Annotated in this window: 27 protein-coding genes and 1 riboswitch; of the genes, 3 read left to right on the top strand and 24 right to left on the bottom strand. The window is 38.2% G+C overall.

Translation table 11 applies throughout. From position 1 onward, the window contains the following. Positions 1–165 precede the first annotated feature (165 nt). The 9 genes from fni to prsW all read right to left on the bottom strand — a co-directional run bounded on the left by fni (position 166) and on the right by prsW (position 8,116). Positions 166–1,218, bottom strand: a complete 1,053-nt coding sequence (fni, locus tag ACOZIR_RS02825; RefSeq protein WP_045292910.1) for a type 2 isopentenyl-diphosphate Delta-isomerase — start codon at positions 1,216–1,218, stop codon at positions 166–168. Positions 1,219–1,234: 16 nt separating this feature from the next. Continuing rightward, a complete protein-coding gene (gene rpsA / locus ACOZIR_RS02820) occupies positions 1,235–2,371 on the bottom strand; it encodes a 30S ribosomal protein S1 (RefSeq protein ID WP_029714590.1) in 1,137 nt (378 codons plus the stop codon). 162 nt (positions 2,372–2,533) lie between these two features. After that, positions 2,534–3,121, bottom strand: coding sequence for a lysophospholipid acyltransferase family protein (locus ACOZIR_RS02815; protein ID WP_045292912.1), 588 nt, complete (start codon positions 3,119–3,121; stop codon positions 2,534–2,536). Then, a complete protein-coding gene (gene cmk, locus ACOZIR_RS02810) occupies positions 3,118–3,792 on the bottom strand; it encodes a (d)CMP kinase (protein ID WP_045292914.1) in 675 nt (224 codons plus the stop codon). The genes ACOZIR_RS02815 and cmk overlap by 4 nt, the downstream gene beginning before the upstream one ends. 162 nt (positions 3,793–3,954) lie before the next feature. Then, a complete protein-coding gene (locus ACOZIR_RS02805; protein ID WP_013059030.1) occupies positions 3,955–4,131 on the bottom strand; it encodes a YpfB family protein in 177 nt (58 codons plus the stop codon). Positions 4,132–4,199: 68 nt separating this feature from the next. Further along, positions 4,200–4,865 (bottom strand): flagellar brake protein, encoded by a 666-nt coding sequence (locus tag ACOZIR_RS02800; protein WP_045292915.1) that lies wholly within the window; start codon positions 4,863–4,865, stop codon positions 4,200–4,202. 155 nt (positions 4,866–5,020) lie between these two features. Continuing rightward, positions 5,021–6,370, bottom strand: a complete 1,350-nt coding sequence (gene ypeB / locus ACOZIR_RS02795; RefSeq protein ID WP_045292916.1) for a germination protein YpeB — start codon at positions 6,368–6,370, stop codon at positions 5,021–5,023. A gap of 17 nt (positions 6,371–6,387) precedes the next feature. Beyond that, positions 6,388–7,320 carry a spore cortex-lytic enzyme gene (gene sleB, locus ACOZIR_RS02790; RefSeq protein WP_045292918.1) on the bottom strand — a complete coding sequence of 311 codons (933 nt, stop codon included), beginning with the start codon at positions 7,318–7,320 and terminating at the stop codon, positions 6,388–6,390. 145 nt (positions 7,321–7,465) lie between these two features. Continuing rightward, complete coding sequence (gene prsW / locus ACOZIR_RS02785) at positions 7,466–8,116, bottom strand: glutamic-type intramembrane protease PrsW (protein WP_034649053.1); 651 nt, start codon at positions 8,114–8,116, stop codon at positions 7,466–7,468. Positions 8,117–8,313: 197 nt separating this feature from the next. Between prsW and ACOZIR_RS02780 the strand changes: the two genes are divergently transcribed. Next, entirely contained in the window at positions 8,314–9,285 is a 972-nt protein-coding gene (locus ACOZIR_RS02780) for an asparaginase (RefSeq protein ID WP_045292922.1), read from the top strand. Between the two features lie 19 nt (positions 9,286–9,304). Here the strand turns inward: ACOZIR_RS02780 and ACOZIR_RS02775 are convergent, their stop codons facing one another. The 10 genes from ACOZIR_RS02775 to ACOZIR_RS02730 form a co-directional block, all read right to left on the bottom strand. Then, complete coding sequence (locus ACOZIR_RS02775) at positions 9,305–10,276, bottom strand: YpdA family putative bacillithiol disulfide reductase (RefSeq protein ID WP_034649048.1); 972 nt, start codon at positions 10,274–10,276, stop codon at positions 9,305–9,307. A gap of 132 nt (positions 10,277–10,408) precedes the next feature. Further along, positions 10,409–11,674, bottom strand: a complete 1,266-nt coding sequence (locus ACOZIR_RS02770) for a Glu/Leu/Phe/Val family dehydrogenase (RefSeq protein ID WP_370506064.1) — start codon at positions 11,672–11,674, stop codon at positions 10,409–10,411. A gap of 357 nt (positions 11,675–12,031) precedes the next feature. After that, positions 12,032–12,634 (bottom strand): genetic competence negative regulator, encoded by a 603-nt coding sequence (locus ACOZIR_RS02765; RefSeq protein WP_045292925.1) that lies wholly within the window; start codon positions 12,632–12,634, stop codon positions 12,032–12,034. Positions 12,635–12,761: 127 nt separating this feature from the next. Beyond that, positions 12,762–13,673 carry a MerR family transcriptional regulator gene (locus ACOZIR_RS02760; protein WP_310878406.1) on the bottom strand — a complete coding sequence of 304 codons (912 nt, stop codon included), beginning with the start codon at positions 13,671–13,673 and terminating at the stop codon, positions 12,762–12,764. Positions 13,674–13,780: 107 nt separating this feature from the next. After that, on the bottom strand, positions 13,781–14,548 hold the full coding sequence (locus ACOZIR_RS02755) for a metallophosphoesterase (RefSeq protein WP_340141706.1): 768 nt from the start codon (positions 14,546–14,548) through the stop codon (positions 13,781–13,783). Between the two features lie 20 nt (positions 14,549–14,568). Next, the gene (locus ACOZIR_RS02750) at positions 14,569–14,943 is read right to left on the bottom strand and encodes a hypothetical protein (RefSeq protein WP_029714579.1); all 375 of its coding nucleotides are present in this window, start codon (positions 14,941–14,943) and stop codon (positions 14,569–14,571) included. A 54-nt stretch (positions 14,944–14,997) separates the two neighbouring features. Then, positions 14,998–15,453: a DUF2663 family protein gene (locus ACOZIR_RS02745; RefSeq protein ID WP_045292931.1), complete on the bottom strand. Its 456-nt coding sequence runs from the start codon at positions 15,451–15,453 to the stop codon at positions 14,998–15,000. 88 nt (positions 15,454–15,541) lie between these two features. After that, entirely contained in the window at positions 15,542–16,147 is a 606-nt protein-coding gene (locus ACOZIR_RS02740) for a CPBP family intramembrane glutamic endopeptidase (protein ID WP_045292932.1), read from the bottom strand. Continuing rightward, positions 16,147–17,664 (bottom strand): RecQ family ATP-dependent DNA helicase, encoded by a 1,518-nt coding sequence (locus ACOZIR_RS02735; RefSeq protein ID WP_045292935.1) that lies wholly within the window; start codon positions 17,662–17,664, stop codon positions 16,147–16,149. The genes ACOZIR_RS02740 and ACOZIR_RS02735 overlap by 1 nt, the downstream gene beginning before the upstream one ends. A 23-nt stretch (positions 17,665–17,687) precedes the next feature. Further along, the gene (locus ACOZIR_RS02730; RefSeq protein WP_045292936.1) at positions 17,688–18,737 is read right to left on the bottom strand and encodes a helix-turn-helix domain-containing protein; all 1,050 of its coding nucleotides are present in this window, start codon (positions 18,735–18,737) and stop codon (positions 17,688–17,690) included. 257 nt (positions 18,738–18,994) lie between these two features. Here ACOZIR_RS02730 and ACOZIR_RS02725 point away from each other — a divergent pair, with 257 nt between their 5' ends. Continuing rightward, positions 18,995–19,243: a ferredoxin gene (locus tag ACOZIR_RS02725; RefSeq protein ID WP_013059046.1), complete on the top strand. Its 249-nt coding sequence runs from the start codon at positions 18,995–18,997 to the stop codon at positions 19,241–19,243. 81 nt (positions 19,244–19,324) lie between these two features. Here the strand turns inward: ACOZIR_RS02725 and ACOZIR_RS02720 are convergent, their stop codons facing one another. After that, on the bottom strand, positions 19,325–19,900 hold the full coding sequence (locus ACOZIR_RS02720; RefSeq protein ID WP_028411530.1) for an ECF transporter S component: 576 nt from the start codon (positions 19,898–19,900) through the stop codon (positions 19,325–19,327). A gap of 154 nt (positions 19,901–20,054) precedes the next feature. Continuing rightward, positions 20,055–20,198, bottom strand: a riboswitch (FMN riboswitch). A gap of 299 nt (positions 20,199–20,497) precedes the next feature. On the opposite strand from ACOZIR_RS02720, the gene serA reads away from it, so the two are divergent. Next, positions 20,498–22,072, top strand: a complete 1,575-nt coding sequence (gene serA / locus ACOZIR_RS02715) for a phosphoglycerate dehydrogenase (RefSeq protein ID WP_045292938.1) — start codon at positions 20,498–20,500, stop codon at positions 22,070–22,072. A 31-nt stretch (positions 22,073–22,103) separates the two neighbouring features. Here serA and ACOZIR_RS02710 read toward each other — a convergent pair whose 3' ends face one another. The 4 genes from ACOZIR_RS02710 to ccsB all read right to left on the bottom strand — a co-directional run bounded on the left by ACOZIR_RS02710 (position 22,104) and on the right by ccsB (position 26,960). Beyond that, positions 22,104–22,793: a peptidoglycan DD-metalloendopeptidase family protein gene (locus tag ACOZIR_RS02710; protein ID WP_045292940.1), complete on the bottom strand. Its 690-nt coding sequence runs from the start codon at positions 22,791–22,793 to the stop codon at positions 22,104–22,106. Positions 22,794–22,964: 171 nt separating this feature from the next. Continuing rightward, a complete protein-coding gene (locus ACOZIR_RS02705) occupies positions 22,965–24,737 on the bottom strand; it encodes an ATP-binding protein (protein ID WP_045292942.1) in 1,773 nt (590 codons plus the stop codon). Further along, the gene (locus tag ACOZIR_RS02700) at positions 24,737–25,453 is read right to left on the bottom strand and encodes a response regulator transcription factor (RefSeq protein ID WP_013059051.1); all 717 of its coding nucleotides are present in this window, start codon (positions 25,451–25,453) and stop codon (positions 24,737–24,739) included. Before ACOZIR_RS02700 ends, ACOZIR_RS02705 begins: the two co-directional genes overlap by 1 nt. Positions 25,454–25,781: 328 nt before the next feature. Then, positions 25,782–26,960 carry a c-type cytochrome biogenesis protein CcsB gene (gene ccsB, locus ACOZIR_RS02695; protein ID WP_099331267.1) on the bottom strand — a complete coding sequence of 393 codons (1,179 nt, stop codon included), beginning with the start codon at positions 26,958–26,960 and terminating at the stop codon, positions 25,782–25,784. Between the last annotated feature and the right edge of the window lie 2 nt (positions 26,961–26,962).

Raw genomic sequence — 26,962 nt, 5'->3', positions numbered from 1 at the left:
TTTTTCTGGTTTTTCTGTCTATTTAACTCATTATAAGGGGCCAACGTTTGGGATTTCATGCTTTTTGTCATGTCTTCTGCCAACATTTTTTGATTTTTTAAATGAAAACGCGATCATTTATTTTCTAAAAAAAATAAAAAAGCACGCAGTCAGCTGCATGCTTTTTTATGATCTGTTATTAAATGTTTCTATAGATACATTTCGCTGAGTCAGCCAGCTATGGGTATCCCCTGTAATAACTAGAGGCATTTGCTGAAGCTTAGCAATAGAAGTTGCTCCTAACGCAGCCATGATGAACGTTAACTCCTCATGCAGCTCGGCTATCTCTTCTATAACTGCTTCTAAACCAGACTTCATTAAAATGGATAAAAAATATCCTGCCATTCCCGTTGCAGAAGCTCCTAACGCAATAGACTTAGCAACATCCATAGAGGTTTGAATACCTCCTGAACCAATAATGGATATACCTTCTACGTGCTGAGATACTTCTGCTAAAGAAGCTGCTGTTGAAATTCCCCAGTCATTAAAGAAGTGAAAATGTTTTGCTCGTCTTTCATTTTCGATTTTCGAAAAATTGGTACCACCGTATCCACCAATATCAACGATTTTAACACCAACATCTTTAAGTTTTTGCACTGCTTGAGCGCTCATCCCAAAACCTACTTCTTTGACAATTACAGGAACGGTTACTTCTCGGACAATTCGTTCAATACGACGTAATGCATCGGTAAAATCACGATCTCCCTCTGGCATGACCAGTTCTTGTATAACATTTAAATGAATTTGAAGTCCATTTGCTTCAAGCATATCAACCGCTTTTTTAGCTTGTTCAACTGTCGCTTCACTGCCTAGGTTGGCAAAAATAATTCCGTTAGGGTTTTCTTGACGCACTACTCTGTATGATTGTTCTTCCTTTTCATCTTTAATCGCAGCCATCTGCGATCCAACGGCCATTGCTAATTGACCATGATGAGCAATTTGAGCAAACGAACGGTTAATCCGTTCCGTTTCTTGTCCGCCTCCGCCCGTCATAGCATTTATAAAAATTGGCGAACTTAACAAAAGTTCGCCAATTTTTGTATCAATATGAACATCGTGCACGCCTGTATTTGGTAAGCTATTATGAACGAAGCGAATATCATCTAGCCCGTGCAGCCGATGCTGTCCCGTTTGAATCGCATGATGAATGTGATCAATTTTACGTTTTGCTCTGCTCACAAATCATCACCATTACTTATCTTAATTTTTTTAATTGATCTCCAATCATATCACCTAATTGGAAGCCTTTTGACTCTTCTTGTAATTCATAGTCACCGTAATCCTCTTGCTCTTCTTCCTCAAGGTCACGAATGCTTAACGAAACGCGTCGTTCTTGTTCATTCACATCAAGTACTTTTACCGTCACTTTTTCGCCTTCAGAAAGCACTTCATGCGGTGTCCCGATATGCTTATGTGAAATTTGAGAAATGTGTACAAGTCCTTCTACTCCAGGTAGAACTTCCACAAAAGCTCCAAAAGATACAAGTCTTTTAACAGTTCCATCTACTACATCACCTTGGCGAAGCTTCGTAGAAATGTTGGACCATGGACCTTCTAACGTATCTTTAATAGATAATGAAACACGCCCCGTTGATTTGTCAACAGATAATACTTTGACTTTCACAGTATCTCCCTCAGCTACTACGTCTGAAGGTTTTTCTACACGCGTATGTGAAAGCTGAGAAATATGCACTAACCCATCTACTCCGCCTACATCTACAAACGCACCAAAGTCTGTTAAGCGCTGAACGGTTCCTTCTAAAACCTGACCTTCTTTTAATGACTCAAGAACATTTTCTTTTTGTTGTACAAGCTCTTCTTCTACAACTGCACGATGCGAAAGGATCACGCGATTTTTTTCTTTATCTAATTCCACTACTTTGACTGTAAGAGTTTGATCTTGATATTCTGCAAAATCATCCACGAAATGAGTTTCAACAAGAGAAGCTGGAATGAACCCTCTTACACCAATATCTACTACTAATCCGCCTTTGACAATTTCTTTGACTACCGCTTCAAACACTTCACCTGAAGAAAGTTTTGCTTCTAAACCGTCCCATGCTTTTTCAGCATCTACAGCCCGTTTAGATAACACAAGCAAATCGTCTTCCACTTTAATTACTTTCGCTTCGACTTCGGCACCTTCTTGGATTACATCGCCTGCTTTTTCAATATGTAAGCTCGCTAATTCACTAATTGGAATAATACCGTCTAGTTTGCTGTTAGGTACATCTACATACACTTGCTTTTCTTCTACTTTTGTAATAGTACCTTTTACTGTTTCTCCTACTTCTAATGACGTTACCTCTACTTGATTCATATCTTCTGTCATCGTCTTTTCCTCCTCCAATATCCATCTACAATATGTATTCCCTTGTAAGAGTTCTTCACTCTTTTAGCTCATCATTATTGTATATAGCTCTGTATAGAAAAAACTCTCTTTGTTACTAACTTCTAATAAATAGAATCTTTTGTCAAGTCATAAGGTTACAAACTATTGATATTTTTCAATTAATTCACCAATGCTTTTCATAATAACTTCGGTTACTTCTTCGGCTGATGCCTTTCGTTCACGAAGTTCATCCATCTGAATTTGGGGTCCGTACACTACTTTTAACCTTGCAAAACGCTTATATGGACCAATAACAGCACAAGGAACAACAGCTGCTTTTGAACGCAAGGCAAAAAAGCCTACTCCAGCCATCCCTTTTCCTAATTTCCCATCTTTGCTTCTTGTGCCTTCTGGAAATAATCCAAGCACTTTTCCTTCTTTTAAAATCTTTAACCCTTGGCGCAAAGCTTCACGATCTGCCATCCCCCGCTTTACAGGGAATGTTTCTAACTTTGGCAGAACCGTCTTCAGAAAAGGTGCTTTAAACAGCTCTGCTTTTGCCATAAACGAAATAGGCCTTGGACATGTCACACCTACAGTAGGCGGATCTAAGTTGTCAATATGATTTGAACAAAGCAAAACTCCGCCATCTGAAGGGATATTTTCTGCACCGATTACTTCATAACGATAAACTGGTGTTAAAATACCTTTTACAATGCCACGTGCAAACATATAAAAGCTCAAAATCATCCAATCCTTTCTTTTGTAATAGAAAGTATTTTTTCTACAACTCCTTCAATCGATAAGGAAGTTGTATCGATTTCAATTGCATCTTCAGCTTTTTTAAGAGGTGCTACTTCACGCTCAGAATCCAGCTTGTCTCTGCGGGCAATTTCTTCTTTTAAACGCTCTAAATTTGATTCAAAACCTTTTTTTATGTTTTCGTCATGGCGTCGCTGTGCTCTTTCATCCACAGACGCTAATAAAAAGATTTTAACTTCTGCCTGAGGAAGCACGTGTGTGCCGATATCACGTCCATCCATTACAACGCCTCCATCTTTAGCAAGACCCTGCTGTCTCGTTACCATCTCTTCACGAACTGCACGATGTTTCGCTACGATGGATACAGAGTTAGTTACTTCTGCGGAACGAATTTCACTTGTAACATTCTGTCCATTTAAGATGACTACCTGTCCAGATTCAGACGGTTTTAAATCGATTACTGTTTCATTAAGCAAATGCAATAGCTCTTCTTCATTTTGTAAATCTATCTGGTTTTTCTGCGCTTGATACGTTAGAGCACGATACATCGCTCCTGTATCAACATAAATATATGATAAGGTTTCTGCTATAATCTTTGCCACTGTACTTTTCCCAGCAGCTGCAGGACCGTCAATCGCGATTGAAATTTGTTTTTCCATAAGTGCCTCCCTTAATTTCAAAACAGGAACAAACCACTTTCATCTTTTATACAATGAGCCATTTTATATAAAACGTTTATAAACGAAAAAAAGAGCAGGGGGTCTTCTCCTGCCTGGTGTTCACTGCATGTTTCTTTCCTAGTTATTTTACCATACGTCCGACTACTGGTCGAATGTTTCAATAATTTTATTAAAATTATTTTTGCTAACTCCCTCATACTGAATAACCTTTGAAAAATATGTACTGTGACTGCTAGATAGTAAAATACATTGGGCAATTATTAAAAACACAAATTGAATAACCACTAATTTAATTAAAATTCGTTCTATTCGATTCATCTTTTTCTCCTTTTGTAAGAAGTAATACCTTTGCTTACAGTTTAGGAAAGAGAAGTTTTTTTTATACGTTAAAGAAGACCTTTTCTCCTTAGGTCGAGCTGACGCTTTAAGGTATAACGAATCATCATTTCTTTCGTTTGTTTTTCCATATCCATAAATTTAATAGATACCTGACCTACTTTACAAGAAGTCGGGGCGGTAATTCGTACAACTTCCCCTTTTAATTTAAGATGCTGCAAAGCTCCCTCACGATTAGGAAGACTTAATCGTACAACAACGGAATCTTTTTCATTAAAAAGCAGCGAGTGATGGAAGGAGCCGGCTATTCCACCTGCACTAATGTTTTTAGTCATGATTTCCATTACGTCCTGCTGTTCTTGTTCACTTTCTATCACCGCCTTCACTGTAAGCGGCACACGGAAAAAATTTCTTCTTTGGATGGATTTTAACTTTTTATCACCCGGGTAAAAGAGCTTCACAACAGGCATGCTTTTTATTTCACGCCCTGTTACTTCAGTTGGAAAGGTGTATACATTTTGATCATATCCAATAAACGTAGCCAGTAATTTTGTACCTTTTAGTAAAAAAGCACTTCGCTGCGTTTCTTCATTTAGCGGATAGCTAATATAAATCACGTCTTCCGTAAACTCAACTACCTTACATCGATACGTTTGTTGCAATGTAGGCTCTCTGTGCCCGCTCTCTAACGTCAACCTCATTCCCGCTCTTATCATCTTCTCTCCCCTTCAGTTCCACTATATACACTTTTTCCCTCTATTTAAACATAGTTAAATATATTTATTTTGTAAATAAAAATTAGTTATTTAGACTCAAAAAATCTTATAAAACACAAAAAAAACCGGTGTCTATAGACACCGGTTTCTCAGCTTTATAGTTCATTATATAAAGGTTCTGAGTTTTGCAGTTTTTCGACTTTTTCTTCAAATCCCGTATCGGCATTGATAAAAATACGATACGTATCATTTTTTATTGTCCCTAAAAACTCATAGCATAGCACTTCTTCGTTTAAATCATTCGTAATAATTGCCAAGCGGTCTTCCATCACTTTTACATTCGAGTTCAGCTTGGTTTTTGCCTGTTCTTTCGAAATTTCAGGTTGTGGAATATCTCTTGTACGATGTTTTAATAAGAAGTCTTTAGCTGAGAAACCAATCACAGATCCATCTTCTAAAGACATTTTCATTTTAACTGAATCCGGATAAATCCGAACTCCACTTTCCGTCTGCTCTACGAATGTAAAGACTCCCATGTTATCATATTGAGCGCTTTCAGCCATCACTAGGCTTTCAAAACGATGATCTTTTAAAAACTTATTCGCTTTGTTCATTGCATCGTTTAGACTAATATTTTGTTTTTTAATATCTCGATCTTCGAGCACCCAAAGCGGATATCCGCCTTTTTGTGTAATATCCATATACGTTTCTTGTTTAGTCTTTGGATCTGTAATGGTTAAGCTGTACACCTCATAATCGGCATCTTTTCCGCTCTTTACAATATGAATTTGTTCATTTCCTTTTAAATTCAAAAACGAACGCGCCACTTGTTTTGCAACATCTTCACTAACTTCTCTGCCTTTTAATTGATGAAAAGCATTTTTTTCCTGTTCATTCGTTGCATTCATAACGCCCAAATCTGTTTCGGCAAAAGAATCCATACTTTTTTCAACGGTTTTTAATCCGTCAATAATCGTATTGTCCCCTTGTTTTTCTTTTGTAGCTAGGGCTAGCTCAACATCCATCCAGCGTAAATTATTATCAATGACTAGATGCTGTACTTGGCGCATTTCATTTTGAATTTCGCCTGACTGATCATAAAGCGAATTTAACGTTTTATACTCTTTATCTGTTAAGGGTGATTTGCTTAGATCCCTTACCGCCACTTTGTACGTAAAGTCCCCAACATCTGAAAGAAACTCTTCTGTTTTATTGAACGGCAAAAGCGATAAAGGCAGCTGCCCTACATTGTTATGAGCTTCAGAAGTTAAACGCCATACTTCTGCAAGCGCGGGCGAAAGCTGATCTCTCGAACTCATGGCGAGCGTGCCACCGATTTTATCATTTAATAAATCTAGCTGATATGACAAATCATGAAATGCTCGTTGATACGTATTCTCCGCTTGAAGCAGCACAGCATCTTTTTCTTGATGTTCGCTGTACCCCCAATACCCTACACCTACAACACCAATAGCTAATAATACAATTAAAATTGTTCGAATCATGTTTCCTTCACCTCTCTTTATCGACAGAAAATGTGTTTCCCGATTTGCTTAATTTGAGGACGTGACCAAATCCACGCGCTTGTTGCTGTATCCGGATTAAAGTAATAGATAGCATTCCCAGTGGGATCCCATCCGTTAATAGCATCCATAACCGCTTTTTTAGATGTTGGGTTGGGTTCAAGCCAAATTTGCCCATCTGCTACGGCAGTAAATGCACGCGGTTCAAAAATAACTCCAGCAACTGTGTTTGGAAATGCCGGACTGTTAACTCGGTTTAAAATAACGGCTGCTACGGCTACTTGACCATTATATGGTTCACCCCGTGCTTCACCATGTACGGCATTTGCCATGAGCTGAATATCATTTTGTGAAAACCCGCTCGGTACATTCACCGCTGTTGGCTTTTGTGCTTTTTCTTTCTGTTGTTCAGAACTTCCGTTAGACGTATTACGCTGCGGCTGACTGGCAGGTTTTTTTGCTTGAGAAGATCCGCTTTGTGCTTTTTGCTGACCATTGTTCCCGCTGCTTTTTCCACTGCTACTGCTTCCTTTAGACTGCTGATCAAGAGGCTTACCGCCATAATGCGTAAACTTATTTCCTTTTCTAATTTGATTTTTCACATAGCTTTCGTGATATTTTGTTGCGTTGGCTAATTTAATCTTTGTTTGCCAGCCTGCTAAACCGTCAATCTTTTTAATGCCAAATTCATATTGAAAATTGCGCAGTGCCCAGTATGTGCTCCATCCAAATACACCGTCAATTTTCCCGTTATAATAACCTAAATACTGAAGTCTCGACTGCAGCTCAATAACGTCATCTCCAACTGCTCCGTGTTGAATGACTTGATTTGAAAACGCGTGAGCGGCCTTTGGGCTCACAACGGACGCTGCAATAAATGAACATATGCATATGAGACATGCATACTTTTTAAAACATCGAAATGATAACATGACAAAACCTCCTACATCGTATGTAACTGATAAGATGATAGGAGTATTTTTTGTAAAGGTTGTTTTTTTATACAAGATGCGCAAAATTTACCGAAATGAAAAAACTCAGCTCGTAAATCTCTCAAAAAAGATTTACAAGCTGAGCCTAGACAATCGATGGCTGTTTGGCCTTTTTTACTTTTCTTAACGCCAGCCACCATAAATAAATCATAAATGGAATAATAATAAATACCCAATGATCCATTGTTTTTAAAATATAATCATACGTTCCATGTAAAATGAGCGGCACAAATACGGAGTACAGCGTCCACTTCGTTTTTTCCTTTCCTTCAGAAAACTTTGCTTTCCCTAAATAATATCCCATAATGACACCGAATAAAGCATGACTAGATACGGGTAAAAAGGCTCTTCCTAACGCTGATTCTAAACCATTTGCAAATAAATATAAAATATTTTCAACGGTAGCAAAACCTAATGAAACAGCTGCCCCGTAAACAATTCCATCATAATGCTCATCAAATTCCACGTGCTGATAAATCGTGAAATATAAAATGAACCATTTGAAAAATTCTTCTAAAAAGCTTGTCGTGAAAAATGCTTCAAGAAAAGGTGATTGAAAAACGTGCTCTTCACCAAATACATATTGTATAAACATAATTGGCAAAACAAGCATTGCTCCAAAAATAAATGTTTTTAATACCATTGAAATAGGCTCAGTTTCATATTCATCTTTCAAATAAAAAAAACTTAACAATGCCAATCCTGGCGCAATGCCTGCAGATACAATCGCCAACATAAATAGCGCCTCATCTCCTCTATTTTTTTAATAGTAACATGTTATCTTTATGATGATAATCTCCGTCTATAATGTCCTTATCTTTATATGTAAATGCTCACATAACTTGCTGTCGATTTACAAAGCCTAACAAAGACCTTAAACAAGTATACCAAAAAATGTATCATACTTATATGAAAAATTGAAAGGAGCTCTCTATGAAAACTGTTTATATTCTTCACACCGGCGGCACAATTTCTATGAAAGAAGACATGGCAACTGGATCGGTAACACCAGATATTCAAAACCCGCTTCACCGCTCAACATCATCTGTTTCAGGTATGGCCAATGTAATCGTAGAAGAAGCATTTCATCTGCCTTCTCCTCACATTACTCCTAAGGAAATGCTTATACTTTCAAAAAAAATACGCGATAAAATTGATGAAGGCAAAATTGATGCAGTCGTGTTAACCCACGGCACGGACACGCTGGAAGAAACCGCTTATTTTTTAGATTTAACAGTGCATACAGATATTCCAATTGTCTTAACTGGAGCCATGAGATCAAGCAATGAAATTGGTTCAGACGGTCCTTATAATTTTATATCCGCGGTTCGGGTGGCTATTAGTGACGGTGCAAAAGGAAAAGGTGTCTTAGTTGTGATGAACGATGAAATTCATACCGCTGAGAATGTGACCAAGACCCACACAAGCAACGTGGCGACATTTCAAAGCCCTCAGTACGGGCCAATAGGATTAATCACAAAACGCGGCGTATCTTTTCACCACATGCCTACAGAACATGAATTTTATCCTGTTAATCAGATAGATAAACAAATCACTTTATTAAAAGCTTATGCAGGAATGGATGACCATTTATTTCAAGCAGTGGCTTCAATGAATGTTGATGGACTTGTAATTGAAGCTCTCGGTCAAGGAAATCTACCTCCCCTTACACTTCCGGGGATTCAGTTGCTTTTGAAGCGAAAGATACCCATCGTGCTCGTTTCTCGCTGTTTTAATGGAATTGCTCAAGATGTATATGGATATGAAGGCGGTGGCAAGCAGTTAAAAGAGATGGGCGTTATTTTTTCAAATGGCTTAAATGGTCCTAAAGCACGCATTAAGCTGTTAGTTGCTCTCCAAGTAACAAAGAATCACGATGAATTGCAGCAGCTGTTTAATCATTAGTAAAACAACGCATAGAAGCCTATGCGTTGTTTTTGTTGAGAATATGAGAAGCGATTGATTTCCCATGAAAACGTCCATTTTCAATAAAAATCTCATTAGCATTATTTCCTGCAGCAATCACACCAGCGATATAAATTCCTTCCACGTTTGTTTCCATCGTCTCTTCGTTAAAAGAAGGGCGGCCTGTTTCATCATCTAATTCCACACCCATTTTTGTTAAAAACGAGTGATCAGGGTGATAGCCAGTCATGGCAAAAACGAAATCGTTACTAATTGTAGACTCTTTCCCTTCCTGCTCATATGTTACCGTGTCATCCGTTATCTTTGTTACATGAGCATTAAAATGCATCCCAATCGTTCCATTTCGAACCAGCGCTTCGAATTCAGGCAATATCCAAGGTTTTACGCTCGGGGAGTAATCTGAGCCACGATAAATAACCGTCACCCTTGCATCACACTTCACCAATTCCAGAGCTGCATCGACGCTAGAGTTTTTTCCGCCTATAACGACTACATCTTTATCAAAGTAAGGATGCGCTTCTTTGAAATAATGAAATACCTTTGATAAATCTTCACCAGGAACATTCATATAATTAGGATGATCGTAATAGCCCGTAGCTATAATGACATTCTCCGCTTCATATGTCTCTTTAGATGTTGTGACAATAATTTGGTTTTCCGCTTGTTTGTCTACTTGCAAGACACGTTCAAACGGCTGAATTCGAACTTGCTTGCGCTTCACCACTTCTCGGTAGTAAGCAAGAGCTTGGTTGCGCACAGGCTTGCGATTTTCGGTAATAAAAGGGACATCCCCAATTTCTAGTTTTTCACTTGAACTAAAAAACGTTTGGTGGGTCGGATAGTTATAAATTGCATTCACAATATTCCCTTTTTCAATTACAAGGGCATCAATACCTGTATGTTGAAGCTCAATAGCTGCTGAAAGCCCGCATGGTCCTCCGCCAACAATAATTACTTTTTCTTTCTTCATGCCTGTCACTCCTTCAGTTGTAAACGCACCTTTTTTTTATTTTAACGCAGTGTAAAACAAAAAAATCTCCTCATTAATGATAGGAGATTTTTTCTATTTACGCAATTGTTCTGCTGTTCTGCTGTTCTGTTTTTAAATCCAGCCTCTGAAACGAGAGCCTTCCGCCATTTTTCTTACGCCTATCATATAAGCAGCTAGGCGCATGTCGACCTTTCGAGTTGTAGAAGTTTCGTAGATGTTATTAAATGATTTAACCATTACTTTTTCAAGCTTTTCTTCTACTTCTTCTTCCGTCCAATAATAACCTTGGTTATTTTGCACCCATTCAAAATAAGAAACTGTTACACCGCCCGCACTTGCCAAAACGTCTGGAACTAATAAAATCCCTCTCTCTGACAAGATGCGCGTTGCTTCAAGAGTTGTTGGTCCATTTGCTGCTTCTACCACAATACTCGCTTGAATGTTATGGGCATTTTCTTCTGTAATTTGATTTTCAATCGCAGCTGGAACTAGGATGTCACAGTCAAGTTCAAGCAGCTCTTTGTTGCTGATTGTATTATTGAATAATTTCGTTACTGTACCAAAGCTATCGCGTCGATCCAATAAATAATCAATGTCTAAACCATTAGGATCGTGCAGCGCTCCGTATGCATCAGATATCCCTACAATTTTAGCGCCAGCGTCGTGCATGAACTTAGCTAAAAAGCTTCCTGCATTTCCAAACCCTTGTACTACTACCCGTGCACCTTGTAATTCAATGCCTCGTTTTTTCGCTGCTTCACGAATACAAATAGTTACTCCTTTTGCAGTCGCTGTTTCACGGCCGTGCGAACCACCTAAGACAAGGGGCTTTCCAGTAATAAAGCCAGGCGAGTTAAATTCATCAATCCGGCTGTATTCATCCATCATCCAAGCCATAATTTGTGAATTTGTAAACACATCCGGCGCTGGAATATCCTTTGTTGGTCCAACAATTTGGCTAATCGCACGAACATATCCGCGGCTTAAACGTTCTAATTCTCCAAAAGACATATTTCGAGGATCACACACAATTCCACCTTTTCCTCCACCGTAAGGAAGGTCAACGATTCCACATTTCAAACTCATCCATATAGATAAGGCTTTTACTTCTTTTTCAGTTACGTTTGGGTGAAAACGAATTCCACCTTTCGTAGGACCAACTGCATCATTATGCTGCGCTCGGTGACCTGTAAAAATCTTAACTGATCCGTCATCCATACGAACAGGAATTTTCACTGTCATCATTCGTAATGGCTCTTTTAATAGTTCATACACTTCATCAGGATAGCCTAGTTTTTCTAACGCTTTATGTATCACTGTTTGTGTAGATTTTAAAACATCATGCTTCTCTTCTTGGCTATTTTTACTGTCTTGCATCTTGTCGGCTACCATCTGTAAACCTCCTAAAATGTATCGAAAATTATTCGTTTTTAATTGAATGGTGCTTCTTTCATGACATAGTATACACCCTTAGTTTTACATTGCAAAGGAAAATATCGAACTTTTAGTATTTTTTGTGTTCTTATAAGAAAACGCTTCCAATAACTTTACAAGGTATGCTACAATGTTTTAAGTCTGCCTCTTTTCTAGTATGCGTTAATCGTCTTAAAAAAATAAAAAACACCCGGTGATAAAGAGCACTTTTAACAACTTTGTACAAGCTGAAAGTGCAGCCACTCTTATTTTAATAAAAGTGCTTTATCCTTCACGGGTGTAATTATTTCAATTAAACAGTTAAGAAAAGACAGAGTTAATATACTCCAGAGCTCTCTTTTCTACTAATATTTTTCCATATTCATTTACGCGGTGCTTTGTAATTGTAGAGGGATTTCCATACTCCGCCAAAACCGCAATCATATTCCCAACTTCAGCTGGTGACAGCATGTGATAATCCAACAGCACGTAAAAACGTTTTTCGAATGAATAGAGCACGCTATCCGTATCGTAAAAGTTTGACATGCGTTTGGTCAGCTGAATGACATCTTCAAATGAATCAAACTCAAAAAACATGTCTTCGCTTTCATCTAGCATGACCTGCATTTCAATGAAGTCCTCGAACTCGTCTTCATCGAACTCACCGTAGCTGGTTTCTTCTTCATACTGCTTTGTCACAAATACAACCATTCCCTGTGCTTGAAGTGAAAAAACTTCTACCGAAAGAGAATTTGTAGGTTCAAAGTTCAGTTCTTGAGAAGCTTGCTCTATCATCTCACGAAAGAGCTGTTTTACTTTGAATGTATCTGTCCATAGATCTTCTTTTGTTAACCCTCTTTCTGTTAAATCATCGTAGGTCAAAAAAACTTTTAGCTTATTATAGTTTAATCGTTCAAGCCTCATTAGCGTCCCTCCCCGCTTGCACTCATAACCACATGGTTCGATAATGCAGTATATGTATTTTTTGGAAAACGGTTCGTGATGTTTACTTACGAGTTTACAGGTTTATGACAGGAAAGACAAGCTATTCTCAATCAATTTCTGCTAATTTTTTTGTTAGCCAGCTGTTCCACTCTTCTTTTGTATTTCCTAAAATAAACGGCTCGGCCTCGCCTTTTCTTTTGCTATCTAAACCATCAAATACATAACCGCCTAATCCTACTTTAAGATGCGGGAATTTCTTTATCATTTGGTTCGTCAAATTTAGTGTTTTCTCGGCATTTTCCATCATTGTGCATGACATAAATAAAAACGTTGGGTCTACTTCCTTAACAATTAACTCAACATCTTTATCTTCAATGCTGCTTCCTAAATAAATAACCTCAAACCCTTTACGGCGTAAAAATAGCGTAAAGACTAGGAGTCCTACTTCATGTGTCTCATTAGGTCCGCATACAGCAATCGCTTTAGGCAATAAGCCATTTGAAGGCAGCGAATAAAAAATCATGCTGATACGCGTTTTTAATACTTGAGTCGTATAATGCTCATGAGCACTTGTAATTTGCCCTTTTTCCCACATATCTCCAACCGTCACGAGTAGAGAACCCAAAATATCAATAACCACTTTTTCTACCGAATACAGACTAAAAGCATGATTAATTAAATCCTGTGCTTTTCCTTCTTCAAAAGATAAAAGCATTGTTAACAGCTCATCCCTAATTTTTTGAGGGGAATCTACTTCTCCTTCTTCTTCAAACGTTCCTACTGTACTACTTTCCGTTTCTAATAACGAAACCGCTTGACTAATGGTAAAACCTCCGCTCACTTTTTCCGTGAGCCATTTTAATTTCCGCAAATCTTCCTCTGTATATAACCGATGCCCCGATTCATTGCGGACAGGATTTAAAATTTGATAACGTCGTTCCCATGCACGCAAAGTTCCCGGCTGGATCCCGACCATATTTGAGATGGCTTTAATATTATACTTCCCTTCGTGAGCCATACGTAACCTCCAACTACTCTTCGTGAACTGTTTCTATTAATTGAATTATAGGATAAGTTATCCTGTGTGTAAAATTTGTATATGCTATGTAAAGAGTTTGTTCAAGGCTATTCTTTCCTTTTTAAAGTGATATAATGCGTTTGTGCTCTAGCTTGTAAACGGAGAGGCAGGGAGGTTGTACCATATCCGTTACTAACAAAAAGAGGAATCTGTCTTTTCTCTTTCAGTCCTCCTAATTCATACATACCAAAATTAAATAAGCGTATCTGTCCTCCGTGTGTATGTCCGCTCAAAATTAAATCTACTTTTGATTCTTCATCTACATAATAGATAACATCAGGATTGTGGCTTAGAAGAATGGTAAGCTGTTCAGGTTCAATGGAAGAAACAGCTCTCTTTAGATTCATTTCACCTTCTGATAAGTCATCTACTCCCGCAAAATTGCATGTAGTACCATGTTTAGAAACTGCAATGACATGCTCGTTTTTAAGGGCAATGACTCCTTCATCCTTAAGCATCTGCTTCAATTGCATTTGACTTACTTCGTAATCATTATTTCCCCATACAAAATAGACCGGTCCAAGCGTTTTAAGCTTTTGAATATTTTGACGAGCACGCAATAAAGGTACTCCTTCTTCTAGTAAGTCACCGCCTATGATCACAAAATCTACTTCACCAGGTATTTTTCCCAACAGCTTCGAAGAAACTGTTCGCTTATGGATATCCGATATAAAAAACAGGTGTAAAGACTGCTGATTTTCGGGAAATGTTGATAAATGAATCGTTCTTTCTTCTACATATGTACGATGGGCTTCTGAAAACATAAAAATCAGCAGGCCTATGCCTAACGCTAAAATAATTAAAAAAATAACCATCTGTTCTCCTTCTTTTCATTTTATACACGGTGTGTTTCTGTTAAAGAAGAAAGGGCATAAATTGTCGCAATTGTTAACAAACCTACTACTTGATAAAGCGCAATTGTACTTAACGATAAAATCCCTATCACACATAAACATGAAACAAGATATTCATGCCATTTTACTTTATAGCCTTTTAGAAACAACCGACTTTGCAGAAACACTTTACGAACTGCCGCCGACAGACAAAAAAGAGCCGTGAAAAATAAGATTATAATACCAAACACATCTAACGGATGTAAAATCATTTGAATAAGTAAATAGGTTAACGAGGCTTTTGAGCCTGCAGCCGTTAAACTGCTGATATAATAACTGCATAACCACGCAGCCAGCAAGTTAAACCAATCTCTCACAAAAAAACCCCCTTCACTAAACTTCTATGTAAAAAGAGGCTTTTTCATGCGATTCTATTTGTTTTCATGATATAAATTAATTCCATAGGTGGACTGCATCCAGCGGAACGTTTCTTTTCGGTGCTCCCATGTTTCAGGCGTCGCCCATAGCTCTTTGCTTCTTTTAATAATCTCACAGCGCAAATCTTGAAAAGTCTTTTCTGCTTTCTCGCTTTTTTTCTGCAGCTGTACAGTATAAAAGTAAAGGGAGACGGTAAGCAATAGAAACATCAAATGCCCTATGTTGCCTAACAAAAATGAGAAAAATTCGCTAAACGTTGTAAAAAAACCGCTTTGAAATATGAAAAAAAAGTAGCTAATGACAGCCGTTACACTGGCTAAAAACAAGAGCTTCCATTTTTTCTCTTTAGCTTTCAGCTTATTAACCGTCTCTTTTCTTTTGATAACGCTCGCTAATATATATTGAAGTGTTTCATCGCTTTCAAAGTCTATCAACTTGTTCCCCAACATTCCACCCCCTCGTATGCTAGTACAACATATGAGTGAATATAAAAGATTATGTGGATAACACTGAAAATAATGGCTGTTTCCTTAACCTTTACTGCATTAGTTCTTCTGGCTGTACAGATTTCCCTTTTGACTTTCGTATCTGCAGGCCTAATAAAAAATCAATGAGAAAATGAGTGAAAATCGTGACATACAAATTTTCAGTCCACCAAAACAGTAGCCCTATTAAAAAGCTTAAAACCACAACCGAAATAAAAAGAAACCACTTTTTTAAATATCGAATGTGAACGAGTGCAAATACGATACTCGCCCAAAAAAGGCCAAACTGAACTTGTATAACCCCTCGAAATAATATTTCTTCTGAACATGCAACGATTAGGCAAATAAAGGCTAGATGAGGAACAGAACGATTAGCAAATAAACGTTCATTGATCCCTCCGTCGTCATATAAATGTTCAGGTACATATTTCATTAGAAGCATATCTCCTCCTACCACCAAGAGAGCTGTGCCTCCCCCGTACAATAAAATAGAAGCCCAATCCAGCTCAAAAAACTGTAAAAAGGAATGCCACGAATCAAATGTAAAAAAACCGATGCCTAAAGCAATAAAGCAGATGAGCAGCTGCGTTACATATAAATTTTTAACCAGCTCTGCATCCGTCATAGATGAAATAAGCTCTTGCTGTGATTTTGCCATTATATCTCTCCTTGACGAAGCAAACGAGCTAATTCTAATTCCCAGCCTTGAAATGTCCATTGCTCTTGCTCACCATTTGTTTTTTTATAGGCTTCTAAATCCAATCCGCAGCAATCGCAACAATTCTGAAGCTCTGATTTTCCCAGCTCATTGAAATAGCCAAGGAGCACCTGCCGACGGCATTCTTTTGCCTCAACAAACCCCTTCATGGCACGGTACTTGTCATGTTTGTTCCGAAGACGTTTATTTACAGCTGCAACAATCGTTTCATGCAGCGATTCAGGAATTTTCCAGGGTTCAACATGTTCATTTTTTACTACATTTTCTCTGTGCAAATAATAACGAATAAATCGCCAATGTGTTTCTTGAATACCCACCGTATAAAGAAAATGAGACTCTACTTGTTTTAAAGGAATGGCCTGATCATGGTTTCGTAAATACGACAAGCAGTATAAGATGGTATCTGAAGAAGGAAGCTCAATTTCAAGTAAAGAATGAGCAAAATCATCGTCTCCTTCAGCATAAAGCAAAATCGCAATACTGTTTTGCTGATCGCGTCCACTTCTTCCAATTTCCTGTACGTATGCTTCTAGCTGCGTAGGTGCATGAAAATGAATAACAAAGCGAACATTCGATTTGTTAACCCCCATTCCAAATGCACTTGTGCAGCAAATGATATCAAGCTGATTTTCTAAAAATTGCTGTTGAACAAGCATTCTTTCATTCGGTTCCATTCCCCCGTGGTAATACTGCACTCGCTGTATCCCATTTTCCTTTAGAAGCTGTGTTAATGCTTCTGTCCAAGATCGGCTGGAACAATAGATAATTCCCGGACTTTGCAGTTCACTAACGTACATCAGCAACTTCTCTTTTTTCTCTTCAATACTTGCAACAAAATCAACTTTCATCGCAATATTACTTCGATTCATGGAATAGATGTGCTCGTTGACCACAGGCAGCGATAAGTAGCGCTTAATATCTTCCACTACTTCCTTAGTCGCAGTTCCCGTTAATGCCAGACATAGCGGACTGCCAAGTTCCTTCCATATATCTCCTAACTGAAGATAATCCAAACGGAAATCATGTCCCCACTGAGAAATACAGTGCGCCTCGTCCACAACGAAAAGGCCTACCTTTGCCTGCTTTAATGCTTCTACTACAACAGCATTTTGCAAAATTTCAGGAGATGCATAAATAAAACGATAAAAAGCTAAATCTTTTAGCGCCCGTCGTTTTTCTTCTTGTTGTAGGAAACTATTTAAGGCAATAACTCGCTTTTCTCCGCTTGCCTTTAGTTGTTGAACTTGATCTTCCATCAGTGAAATTAAAGGAGATACAATCAGCACCGGTCGGTTCAACAAATAAGCTGGGAGCTGATAGCACAATGATTTTCCTGTTCCTGTAGGAAGAACCGCTAACACATTATGACCTGTTAAAATATCTTGAATAATCTCTTTTTGTCCTAGCCGAAATTGGCTATAGCCAAATTGTTTCTGTAGAAGTTGTTCTATCTTCACATCAAACACCACTTTTTTTAGTATCAGGTAAAATGTTTTGCTAATACGAGACGAATCTGAAAATAGGTAACGTCGTCTTTTACTTCTTCCTTTATCATCTTTAATTTATTTGTACGCAAACCTTCAAAAGCCGAGATAATTTCTTCCTGCTGCTTAGGCGATACGTATGCATCGATTGAAAAAGTCGGAACAAACAGAGCTAATTCTGCAATATGATCTTCAATTGTACTTTCTTTTAAACGCCTTATATAAGCAATTTCTTCAAGTGCCTTTCCTTTTTGAAGCCAGCTATACGTTTTTAACGTCGAGCTCGTCAAAGGTAATTCTAAATATAAATCATGTAAAAAAGAAGAAAGTACATGAAAGCTTTCATTATTTTTACTCACTTTTTCAATGATATGATGAATAACTCCTAAAAGTTGAATATGAACATAATGTTCATCGAGTTCATATTGATATGCTAACTGATTTTTTGTAAAGCCTACTCTTTGGTATCCAGTCAGTTGCAAAACAAAAAGAGACGCATCCCGTTCCGTACAACCTTTCAAGCACGTTCGGAGCTCTTTGAATAGCTCGGCAGCCAACTCTTGACGCGTTTGCTTTTGAGACATAATATACGTTTTGACCCATTGAATGACCTCAGGGTTTTTTGAAATGGGTAAAAACCCTTTTTGAAAATACTGTAGGTTTGATAAGGTCTGAATGAACAAAGTGATTCTTGCTAAAAATAATTGAGTACTGCTTGCGAATTTCCATCCGTCTAAAGCCGGATGAAAGGGCCGATCCGTCAGTTCATCTTCAAGGCGTGCTCGTCCCTTATCTGTCATCACATACTTTTGATTTTCAGTTTCTTCAATATACTGCTGTTCTTTTAAATATGCAACGCAGGTTTCAAAAGACCGTTTATCTAAGTAAAGAAATGACTGAAAAAGAAAAGAGATTCCAAAAATTTTTCCGTCTTGAATCGTTTGAGCTGACTTTTTACCTGTTAATAAATGATAAATACCATAGGCGGTTCGTTCACCTTTTAACTGTTTTATACAAAATAAAATGCTAACTTGAATATAATTCAAAGGTGTCAACTTCCTTTCTCATTCATTGTACCAAAAGTGACCAACAGCATGTGAGATAAAGGCTTTTTAGCTCTTTCCTTTATGTATCAAAACGTTTGGATAAGTGAAGAAACCTTGATTTGATAAGCATTCTCAGTGACTTTTCTATTGAAAAGTTTTATAAATCATTTTACAATGAATAAGGAGAAATTTCACTCTTGATTCGCGAAGAGATTATATAATGAGAAATTTTCGAACACTTTACAGGAGGTCTTGTTATGCCAAAATATACAATTGTTGATAAAGATACTTGCATCGCATGCGGCGCTTGCGGAGCAGCAGCACCAGACATTTATGATTATGATGATGAAGGTATTGCATTCGTAACATTAGATGATAACCAAGGTGTAGTAGAAATTCCAGAAGATCTAGAAGATGATATGATGGATGCAATGGAAGGCTGCCCTACGGATTCAATTCGCGTAGCGGATGAAAAATTCGAAGGCGATGCTAATAAATTCGAATAAGTATTGAACAAACCTGTAGTATAGTACATACTGCAGGTTTGTTTATATATAAAAATCGCTCTCCCCGGGAGAGCGATTGAATTAAACAGCAACGCGGCGCGTGATCCATTGCTTCATTTTTGAAAACAATAAGACAAAAATAACCCCTGTTGCTGCTCCTTTTATTAAGTTAAACGGCAAAATACCTGCAACGATATATTGACGTGCTTGTTCACTAGACATTTCTGGCGATTGTAAGAAGATTGTGTACGCCGGTAAAAAGACATAATAATTTAAGACAGCCATGAGTACCGTCATTACAACCGTACCCGTAACCAAACCTATCGTTACGCCTTTAGCCGTTTTAAATCGGCGGAACATGTATGATACAGGAAGAACGAACAGTAAACCAGCTACAAAGTTCGCCACTTGACCAACCGGAACCCCTGTGGCACTTCCTTGAATTAAATAATTCAATAAATTTTTTATTCCTTCTACTATAACAGCAGCCATAGGTCCAAATACAAGTGCTGCTACGAGTGCAGGAATTTCGCTAAAATCAATTGTTAAAAACGGAGGTAATCCAGGAATCGGAAAATTAATCATCATTAAAATGTAAGCAATACTGCTTAACATTCCTAGTATAACCAGCTTTTGAGTTTTCTTACTTTGTTGCATCTTGCCTCTCTCCTTCTTTGTGATCCGCTCTTCAAAGAAGAAAGGTTCAACTTCATATCCCCACGCAAAAACCTCCCAACAAATGATTCGTTGAGAGGAGACATGGCAGGCATATTTAATAAACGTTCATCACATTAGGTTTTGAACGCTGAACCTCCACCTTCTCCCATCCAGACTGTACTGTCGGCTTTGGAATTTCACCAAATCTGCTCGTATGTATTACATATAAGCTCGCGGGCTCAAAACAATTTGTTTTTTTACCGCCGGTCGGGAATTTCACCCTGCCCCGAAGATAGACCAATATTTAATTATGAATTTATTATATGTTATCTCGAATTAAAAGTAAATAAAGAAGTTTTTTTAATTCCTATTAAATTGATGTCTTTTATAAACTTCATTACTGTTTTATATGTAAAATAAGGAAATAAGTGCATAACCAACAGCATTATGACATATTTATAGTTTCAATTTTACGTTTACAATTGTGTATTTGATAACTAATTGTAAAGTTTAAAAAATATAATTGACAGAATTTTTTTAACATGGTAAATTATCAAATATTTGATGATAGTAAAATCCAAGGGAGATGTTCACGTCATGTATAACGTATTAGTAGCTGATTCAATTAGCAATGAAGGTCTTGCTCCACTACTTGAAGCTCCTCATGTGAATCTTACGCGAAAAAAAGTTGAAGAAGTTGAGAATGATTTGCATACGTACGATGCGCTTTTAGTACGGAGTGCTACGACGGTTACAGAGGATTTGCTGGCAAAAATGCCGAATTTAAAAATTGTTGCTCGCGCTGGAGTAGGTGTCGATAATATTGATATTGAAGCCTCAACCAAACGAGGGGTTGTCGTTATTAACGCGCCGAACGGAAATACCATTTCAACGGCGGAACATACATTTGCTATGATGGCTAGCTTGTTTCGGCATATCCCCCAAGGAAATGCTTCAGTCAAAGCGCGCGAATGGAACCGCTCAGCATTTGTTGGAACAGAGCTTAATCGCAAACACCTGGGCATTATCGGATTTGGACGAATTGGCTCAGAGCTTGCGAAACGCGCAAAAGCCTTCAATATGAGCGTTCACGTTTACGATCCTTTTTTAACCTCTTCCCGAGCTGAAAAGCTAGGCGTAGAACTATTATCCCTGGATGAATTACTAGCAGCAGCGGATGTAATTACCGTACACACTCCGCTTACGAAAGAAACCAAGGGATTGCTCAATCATGAAACATTAGCCAAAACAAAGAAGGGTGTATTTTTATTAAACTGCGCACGCGGCGGGATCATTGATGAAAAAGCCTTAGTTCATTATTTAGAAATTGGCCATGTTCAAGGTGCAGCTATTGACGTATTTGAAGTTGAACCGCCGATTGATAACCCTTTGTTACATTTTGATCAAGTTATTACAACTCCCCATTTAGGAGCTTCTACAAAAGAAGCCCAGCTTAACGTTGCTGAAGACGTGGCACATGACGTTCTGCGTTTTCTAGAAGGTAATCCTGTAAGTTCATCTATTAATTTACCAACGCTTTCTAAAGAAGTTTTTGAAAAAATTCAGCCGTTTACGAGCCTTACTAAACAAATGGGAGCTATTTTATCTCAATGCATGCGAGAACCCGTTCAGCATATCTCGATCTCCTACGGAGGTACAGTGACGGATTTAGAAACCACTTATATTACACGGAGCTTGTTATCAGGCTTTTTAACCCATCGTATTGACTCACCTGTTAACGAAGTCAATGCTTCTATGATTGCCAAAGAACGAGGAATTACATTTGGTGAAAAAACATCGGAAGATACGCAAGGATATTCTAATATAATTGACGTTACGGTAACAGGCGAACAGCGTACATTTACGATTACGGGCACTTATATAGCAGGATATGGACCTCGAATTGTTAATATTGATTCGTTTGATATTGATTTTTATCCAGAAGGACATCTTCTTTATATCCGTCACAGTGATCAGCCCGGAGTTATTGGAAATGTAGGGAAAGTACTTGGAGATTTACGTATTAACATTGCTACCATGCAAGTGGGCCGTAAGCAAAAAGGCGGAGAAGCCATTATGATGCTCACGTTTGATAAACTTTTAGATGATTCTGTCATCAATTCATTAAAACAAACAAGCGAAATTGTGACCATACAGCGCATTGAGTTGTGACATTGAAAAAAGAGCCTTAGCGGCTCTTTTTTTATGGACTTATTTTTAACACTTGTCCTGCATTTAAAGCGGTGTTCTCTAAATGATTCCACTTTCTTAGCTGCTCCACATCGACTTCATATTTGGCCGCAAGTTCAGATAATGTATCTCCTTGATGGATAAGAATACAGTTATCAGAAGCCTGATGTAACTGCTGAAAAACCGTGGCAGCTAAATCGTTTTTTACGTATGCCGATAGTTTTTGCTTGTCCAATTTGGCGAGTGGGTTTACCGCATTGGTTTTATCCGGATTCCAACTTCCTTGATGAACTTCAAAATGCAAATGTGCACCTGAAGATCGTCCTGTATTGCCAACCCATCCAATGTTTTGACCTGGGGCTACAGAATTTCCTTCTGCAACAAGTCGTTTCTCTAGATGAGCATAGACCGTTTCGTATCCATTCGTTTGTTTGATAAAAACAACTTGCCCGTATGTATTTGAATAATAAGAGCGGCTCACCACTCCTTTTGCAACAGCATACACCTGTGTACCAACAGGTGCTGCTATATCGATTCCAAAGTGTTTGGCTTGACGAGAACCAAATATATCAGTTAAGACTCCTTCAACCGGCCACTCCCACTGCTTCTCTTCTGCCTTTACCATTTGTCCGCCCAAAAATAAAAGACCTATACACAATCCCATCACTAATACAACCAATATTCTTCTTAACACGTCAATCATGAAGAAAGAACCTCCTATGTAGATCATTGCACACAAAACATACTATATGCCAATTCCTTCTCTTTTAGACTTGTTTATAGAAAAAATAAAGAGATGTGATTCTCCAATGAATCACATCTCTTTGCTATTCTTATTATTTCAGCTGAAGACAAACTGTTAGTTAGCATGTGTTTACTTTGGCAGTTTGATAAAGAAAGTTGTTCCTTCATTTAATTCACTTTCAACTGCAATAATCCCTTGATGTGCCTCCACGATATTTTTAGCGATCGCAAGCCCAAGACCAGTTCCTGACTTTCCTCTCGTTCTGGCTTTATCAGCTTTATAAAATCGCTCAAATACAAACGGAAGATCTTCTTTTGGAATCCCTGCTCCTGTATCTTGAACAGAAAGATGGATTTCGGATTGACTTTTATCAAGATGCAACTTTACTTCTCCGTAGTCATCCGTATGACGAATGGCATTATCAATTAAGTTTGTCAGCACTTGTTCCATACGGTCTGAATCAATCATCGCTTCAAATTCATCTTCTATTTTTCCATTAAGAGACAGTTTAATATGTTTTTCTTTAGCTAACCCTTGAAACTTGCGCAAAACACGTTCTGTAAATTCAACCATTGCTACAGATTCTAAGTGAAGCTGCACATGTCCCGCTTCCATTCGCGCTAAATCTAAAAGTTCATTTACAAGCCGGCCCATACGGAGTGATTCATCATAAATCACCTGTGCAATTTCTTTCTTTTCTTCATCCGTACTTGCAATATCGTCAATAATAGCTTCACTATAACCTTGAAGCATAGAAATAGGTGTACGCAATTCATGAGACACGTTTGCAATAAAATCTTTTCTTGATTTATCAAGTTTACGCTCTTCAGACATGTCTCGCAGTACAGCTACAGCACCGCGGATTTTCGTTTGATTATAGAGCGGTGACATTAAAATGACCCACGTTTTCCCTTGAATTTTCAACTCTGCACTTCGCTCCGTTTCAGTCTCTACTACCGTTTGAAACAAATGCACGACGTTTGCTGGAAGCTCAGGCACCTGCTGGTTGTTCACATCCTGCTCGTAATACCAAGTCTGAAGAAAATGCTCCGCTGGGGGATTGGTAATTAAAATCGATCCGTCTCTACTAAACGTAATAACACCGTCTGCCATACTGCTTAAAATACTTGAAAGCTGTTCTTTTTCCTGATTGAGCGCATTGAGATTAAACTTTAACTGCCTGCCCATTTGATTAAAAGCAATCGCTAACTCTCCAATTTCATCGTGAGTTAAAATAGGTACTTTTGTATCAAAGTTCCCTTTTGTTACTTCAAATGCCGCCTGCCTCATTTTTCTAAGAGGTGCTGTAATTCGAGTGGATAAGAAAAAAGCAAAGATAGTAGTTAAAATAATAGCAATACCTGCAGCCAATAAAATGAACTTAGTCGTATATTGAGCGGGCTCTTCAATTTCAGAAAGAGATTGATACAGATAAACGCCGCCTGTCGGTTTATTATCTTTCATTAAAGGTACACCGACAACAAACATTAAAGGCTCATCACTCGTGTCTTTCTTTGTGGTCATGTACATTTTTTCCCGTATTACTTTACCTTTTTCAACCACTTGATTTAGCTGATCGTTTTGCTTAACAATGGCCGAAATAGCTTTCTTATTTTCTTTATCAGGATGTGTGGAATGCCAATAAAAATCGTTATCTTGAACAATAACTACACTTGCTTGATCTGCAAGTTCACGAGCAATGGATAGTCCTAGCTTTTCATCCTCTGTTTCCTGCACAATGGTAGAGATTTTAGCAGCCGTTTTAGTTAAACGGTTTTCTGCGTCTACAACATGATAATTTTCAAAAAACTGAAGCAGTAAAATGGTCAAAATAAATAAAACAAGCGTAACGAGCAATAGGATAGTAAACCATAGTTTACCAACTACACTTCTCCAAAACATCAGTTATTTTCAACCTCAAATTTATACCCTACTCCCCAAACGGTTACGATCATTTTCGCCGCTTGTGACGATACGCGATTTAATTTTTCACGCAAACGCTTGACGTGCGTATCTACCGTACGAAGATCTCCAAAGAAATCATAATGCCATACTTCACGCAGCAGCTGCTCTCTGTCATATACTTTATCTGGCGTTTTTGCAAGGTAACATAATAATTCATATTCTTTTGGAGTTAGGTTAACTTCTTTTCCGTCTGCTGTAACGCGATGTGCATCATTATCAATCGTTAAGTGATCAAAGACAATGAGGTTTTTCACGCTCGTTTCTGGCTGAATAAACGTTGCTTGAGAAGAACGTCGAAGCAGTGCTTTTACGCGAAGAACCACTTCTCTTGGGCTAAACGGCTTAACGATGTAATCATCTGTACCTACTTCAAACCCTTGGACTCTGTTTACTTCTTCACCTTTAGCTGTAAGCATGATAATAGGAGTTGCTTTTTTCTCGCGAATTTGTTTACAGACCTCAATACCGTCTATGCCAGGCATCATTAAATCTAATACAATCAAATCATAATCTATGTGTAACGCTTTTTCGATTGCTTCATGCCCGTCGGCTGCTTCTTCAATGATGTATCCTTCTTTTTCTAAGTACATTTTTAACAATCGTCTAATGCGATCTTCATCGTCTACTAGCAGTAATCTTTGTTCGTTTTGCATGTATTTTCAACCTCCTAGTCTTAGTGTACAAAAAAAAACCGGCGAGTTCTACTTATGTTACCCAAACAATGTGACAATTCGTGAACACCTTTATGAAAAATAGCTTTTTTCCTCAAAAAAGAGGTTGAGACATATCGAAATCCATCCAATCTACAGATGGACAAATAAAATACAGGAGCTAGAAGCAACTACATATATGAAGCCTCCGTTCACCATGCAAATAAAAAAATCCGAACAAATGTGATTCTCCATCAAGAATCTCAACTCATCGTTCGGATCTTCTTCAACTAAAATATCTTTATTTCAGCCTCTATTCTATTTTTAAAGGTTACGCATATGAATGTAAACCTGCAATAACTAGGTTGACGGCCACTAAGTTGAACATGATGATGGCAAATCCGCCAACTGCCAGCCAAGCTGATTTTTCACCGTGCCATCCTTTAGACAGCCGAAGATGAAGAAAAGCGGCATAAAATAAAAAGGTGATCAGCGCCCACACCTCCTTGGGGTCCCATCCCCAAAAGCGCGTCCAGGCCATCTGAGCCCAAATCATAGCGAAAATAAGTGCTCCTAGTGTAAAAATAGGAAATCCAATCGCCACTGCTCTGTAGCTTACTTCATCAAGCAAGTCGCTGTTTACCTGCTTCACAAGCGGCTGCAGTGCGGCTCCAATTCGCTTCCGTAAAATAAGACGAATCAGCCAATATAAGACAAACCCACCGGCTAACGACCAAATAACTGTATTTAATTTTTTAGCATTGATAATAGCCGGCATATCAACAAGCGGCTTTATGTCGTTCCCGTCTGTCCACTCACTTTGATGAGGCCCCACTAGCGGAACCATATGATATACGACTTGCTCTTGTTCGCCACTTTTATTAACCCAATTAAATGATGACTCGTAGTGAGCCGCATTAAAAGCCAGCGTCACCGCTACAAACCCAAGCGTACTAATAAGCGTATACAGGATGAATTCCAGCCAAAATGCTTTTTTATTTCGCTTGGATTGATCAATTGTTTTGATTAAATAAATCAATCCTGCAACAAAGCTAATGGAAAGCACGGCTTCACCCGTAGCTGCGGTTGTAACGTGAATATGCAGCCAATTCGTCTGGAGAGCTGGTATCAGCGGCGTAATTTCAGTTGGAAACATGCTTGCATAAGCAATGATTAAAAGAGCCACCGGCAAGGCAAAAAGTCCAAGCATGCTAAGACGATAAATAAAGTAAATAACAATAAATGCGCCAACAAGCATCATGCCAAAAAACGTCGTAAATTCAAATAAATTACTAACAGGAGCGTGGCCTGATGCAATCCATCTTGTAATGAAATAGCCAATCTGTGCAATAAAACCGATGATGGTAACCGCAATTCCAAACGTTGCCCACTTTGTTTTCTTTTGAGCTGCTCGCTTATCTCGAATAGCTCCTCCGAAAAAAAAGGTTGCAACTAAATAAGCAATAAACGCCACATACAGTAAATTACTACTTATACTCGCGTAATCCATGC

Source organism: Priestia sp. D3YE.R1 (genome assembly GCF_049199565.1).
Lineage (GTDB): Bacteria > Bacillota > Bacilli > Bacillales > Bacillaceae_H > Priestia > Priestia aryabhattai.
This window is presented reverse-complemented; position numbering and strand designations above follow the sequence as displayed.

Bases quoted from the DNA above. Each gene is read 5' to 3' on its own strand.
- ACOZIR_RS02725 (WP_013059046.1), top strand. From the start codon at position 18,995: ATGCCAAAATATACAATTGTTGATAAAGATACTTGCATCGCATGCGGC.
- ACOZIR_RS02765 (WP_045292925.1), bottom strand. From the start codon at position 12,634: ATGAGGCTTGAACGATTAAACTATAATAAGCTAAAAGTTTTTTTGACC.
- ACOZIR_RS02805 (WP_013059030.1), bottom strand. From the start codon at position 4,131: ATGAATCGAATAGAACGAATTTTAATTAAATTAGTGGTTATTCAATTT.
- ACOZIR_RS02710 (WP_045292940.1), bottom strand. From the start codon at position 22,793: ATGATTGACGTGTTAAGAAGAATATTGGTTGTATTAGTGATGGGATTG.
- ACOZIR_RS02800 (WP_045292915.1), bottom strand. From the start codon at position 4,865: ATGATAAGAGCGGGAATGAGGTTGACGTTAGAGAGCGGGCACAGAGAG.
- ACOZIR_RS02815 (WP_045292912.1), bottom strand. From the start codon at position 3,121: ATGATTTTGAGCTTTTATATGTTTGCACGTGGCATTGTAAAAGGTATT.
- ACOZIR_RS02775 (WP_034649048.1), bottom strand. From the start codon at position 10,276: ATGAAGAAAGAAAAAGTAATTATTGTTGGCGGAGGACCATGCGGGCTT.
- cmk (WP_045292914.1), bottom strand. From the start codon at position 3,792: ATGGAAAAACAAATTTCAATCGCGATTGACGGTCCTGCAGCTGCTGGG.
- ACOZIR_RS02780 (WP_045292922.1), top strand. From the start codon at position 8,314: ATGAAAACTGTTTATATTCTTCACACCGGCGGCACAATTTCTATGAAA.
- ACOZIR_RS02700 (WP_013059051.1), bottom strand. From the start codon at position 25,453: ATGCAAAACGAACAAAGATTACTGCTAGTAGACGATGAAGATCGCATT.
- ypeB (WP_045292916.1), bottom strand. From the start codon at position 6,370: ATGATTCGAACAATTTTAATTGTATTATTAGCTATTGGTGTTGTAGGT.
- serA (WP_045292938.1), top strand. From the start codon at position 20,498: ATGTATAACGTATTAGTAGCTGATTCAATTAGCAATGAAGGTCTTGCT.
- sleB (WP_045292918.1), bottom strand. From the start codon at position 7,320: ATGTTATCATTTCGATGTTTTAAAAAGTATGCATGTCTCATATGCATA.
- ACOZIR_RS02770 (WP_370506064.1), bottom strand. From the start codon at position 11,674: ATGCAAGACAGTAAAAATAGCCAAGAAGAGAAGCATGATGTTTTAAAA.
- ACOZIR_RS02720 (WP_028411530.1), bottom strand. From the start codon at position 19,900: ATGCAACAAAGTAAGAAAACTCAAAAGCTGGTTATACTAGGAATGTTA.
- rpsA (WP_029714590.1), bottom strand. From the start codon at position 2,371: ATGACAGAAGATATGAATCAAGTAGAGGTAACGTCATTAGAAGTAGGA.
- ccsB (WP_099331267.1), bottom strand. From the start codon at position 26,960: ATGGATTACGCGAGTATAAGTAGTAATTTACTGTATGTGGCGTTTATT.
- prsW (WP_034649053.1), bottom strand. From the start codon at position 8,116: ATGTTGGCGATTGTATCTGCAGGCATTGCGCCAGGATTGGCATTGTTA.
- ACOZIR_RS02760 (WP_310878406.1), bottom strand. From the start codon at position 13,673: ATGGCTCACGAAGGGAAGTATAATATTAAAGCCATCTCAAATATGGTC.
- ACOZIR_RS02740 (WP_045292932.1), bottom strand. From the start codon at position 16,147: ATGGCAAAATCACAGCAAGAGCTTATTTCATCTATGACGGATGCAGAG.
- ACOZIR_RS02755 (WP_340141706.1), bottom strand. From the start codon at position 14,548: ATGGTTATTTTTTTAATTATTTTAGCGTTAGGCATAGGCCTGCTGATT.
- ACOZIR_RS02705 (WP_045292942.1), bottom strand. From the start codon at position 24,737: ATGTTTTGGAGAAGTGTAGTTGGTAAACTATGGTTTACTATCCTATTG.
- ACOZIR_RS02745 (WP_045292931.1), bottom strand. From the start codon at position 15,453: ATGTTGGGGAACAAGTTGATAGACTTTGAAAGCGATGAAACACTTCAA.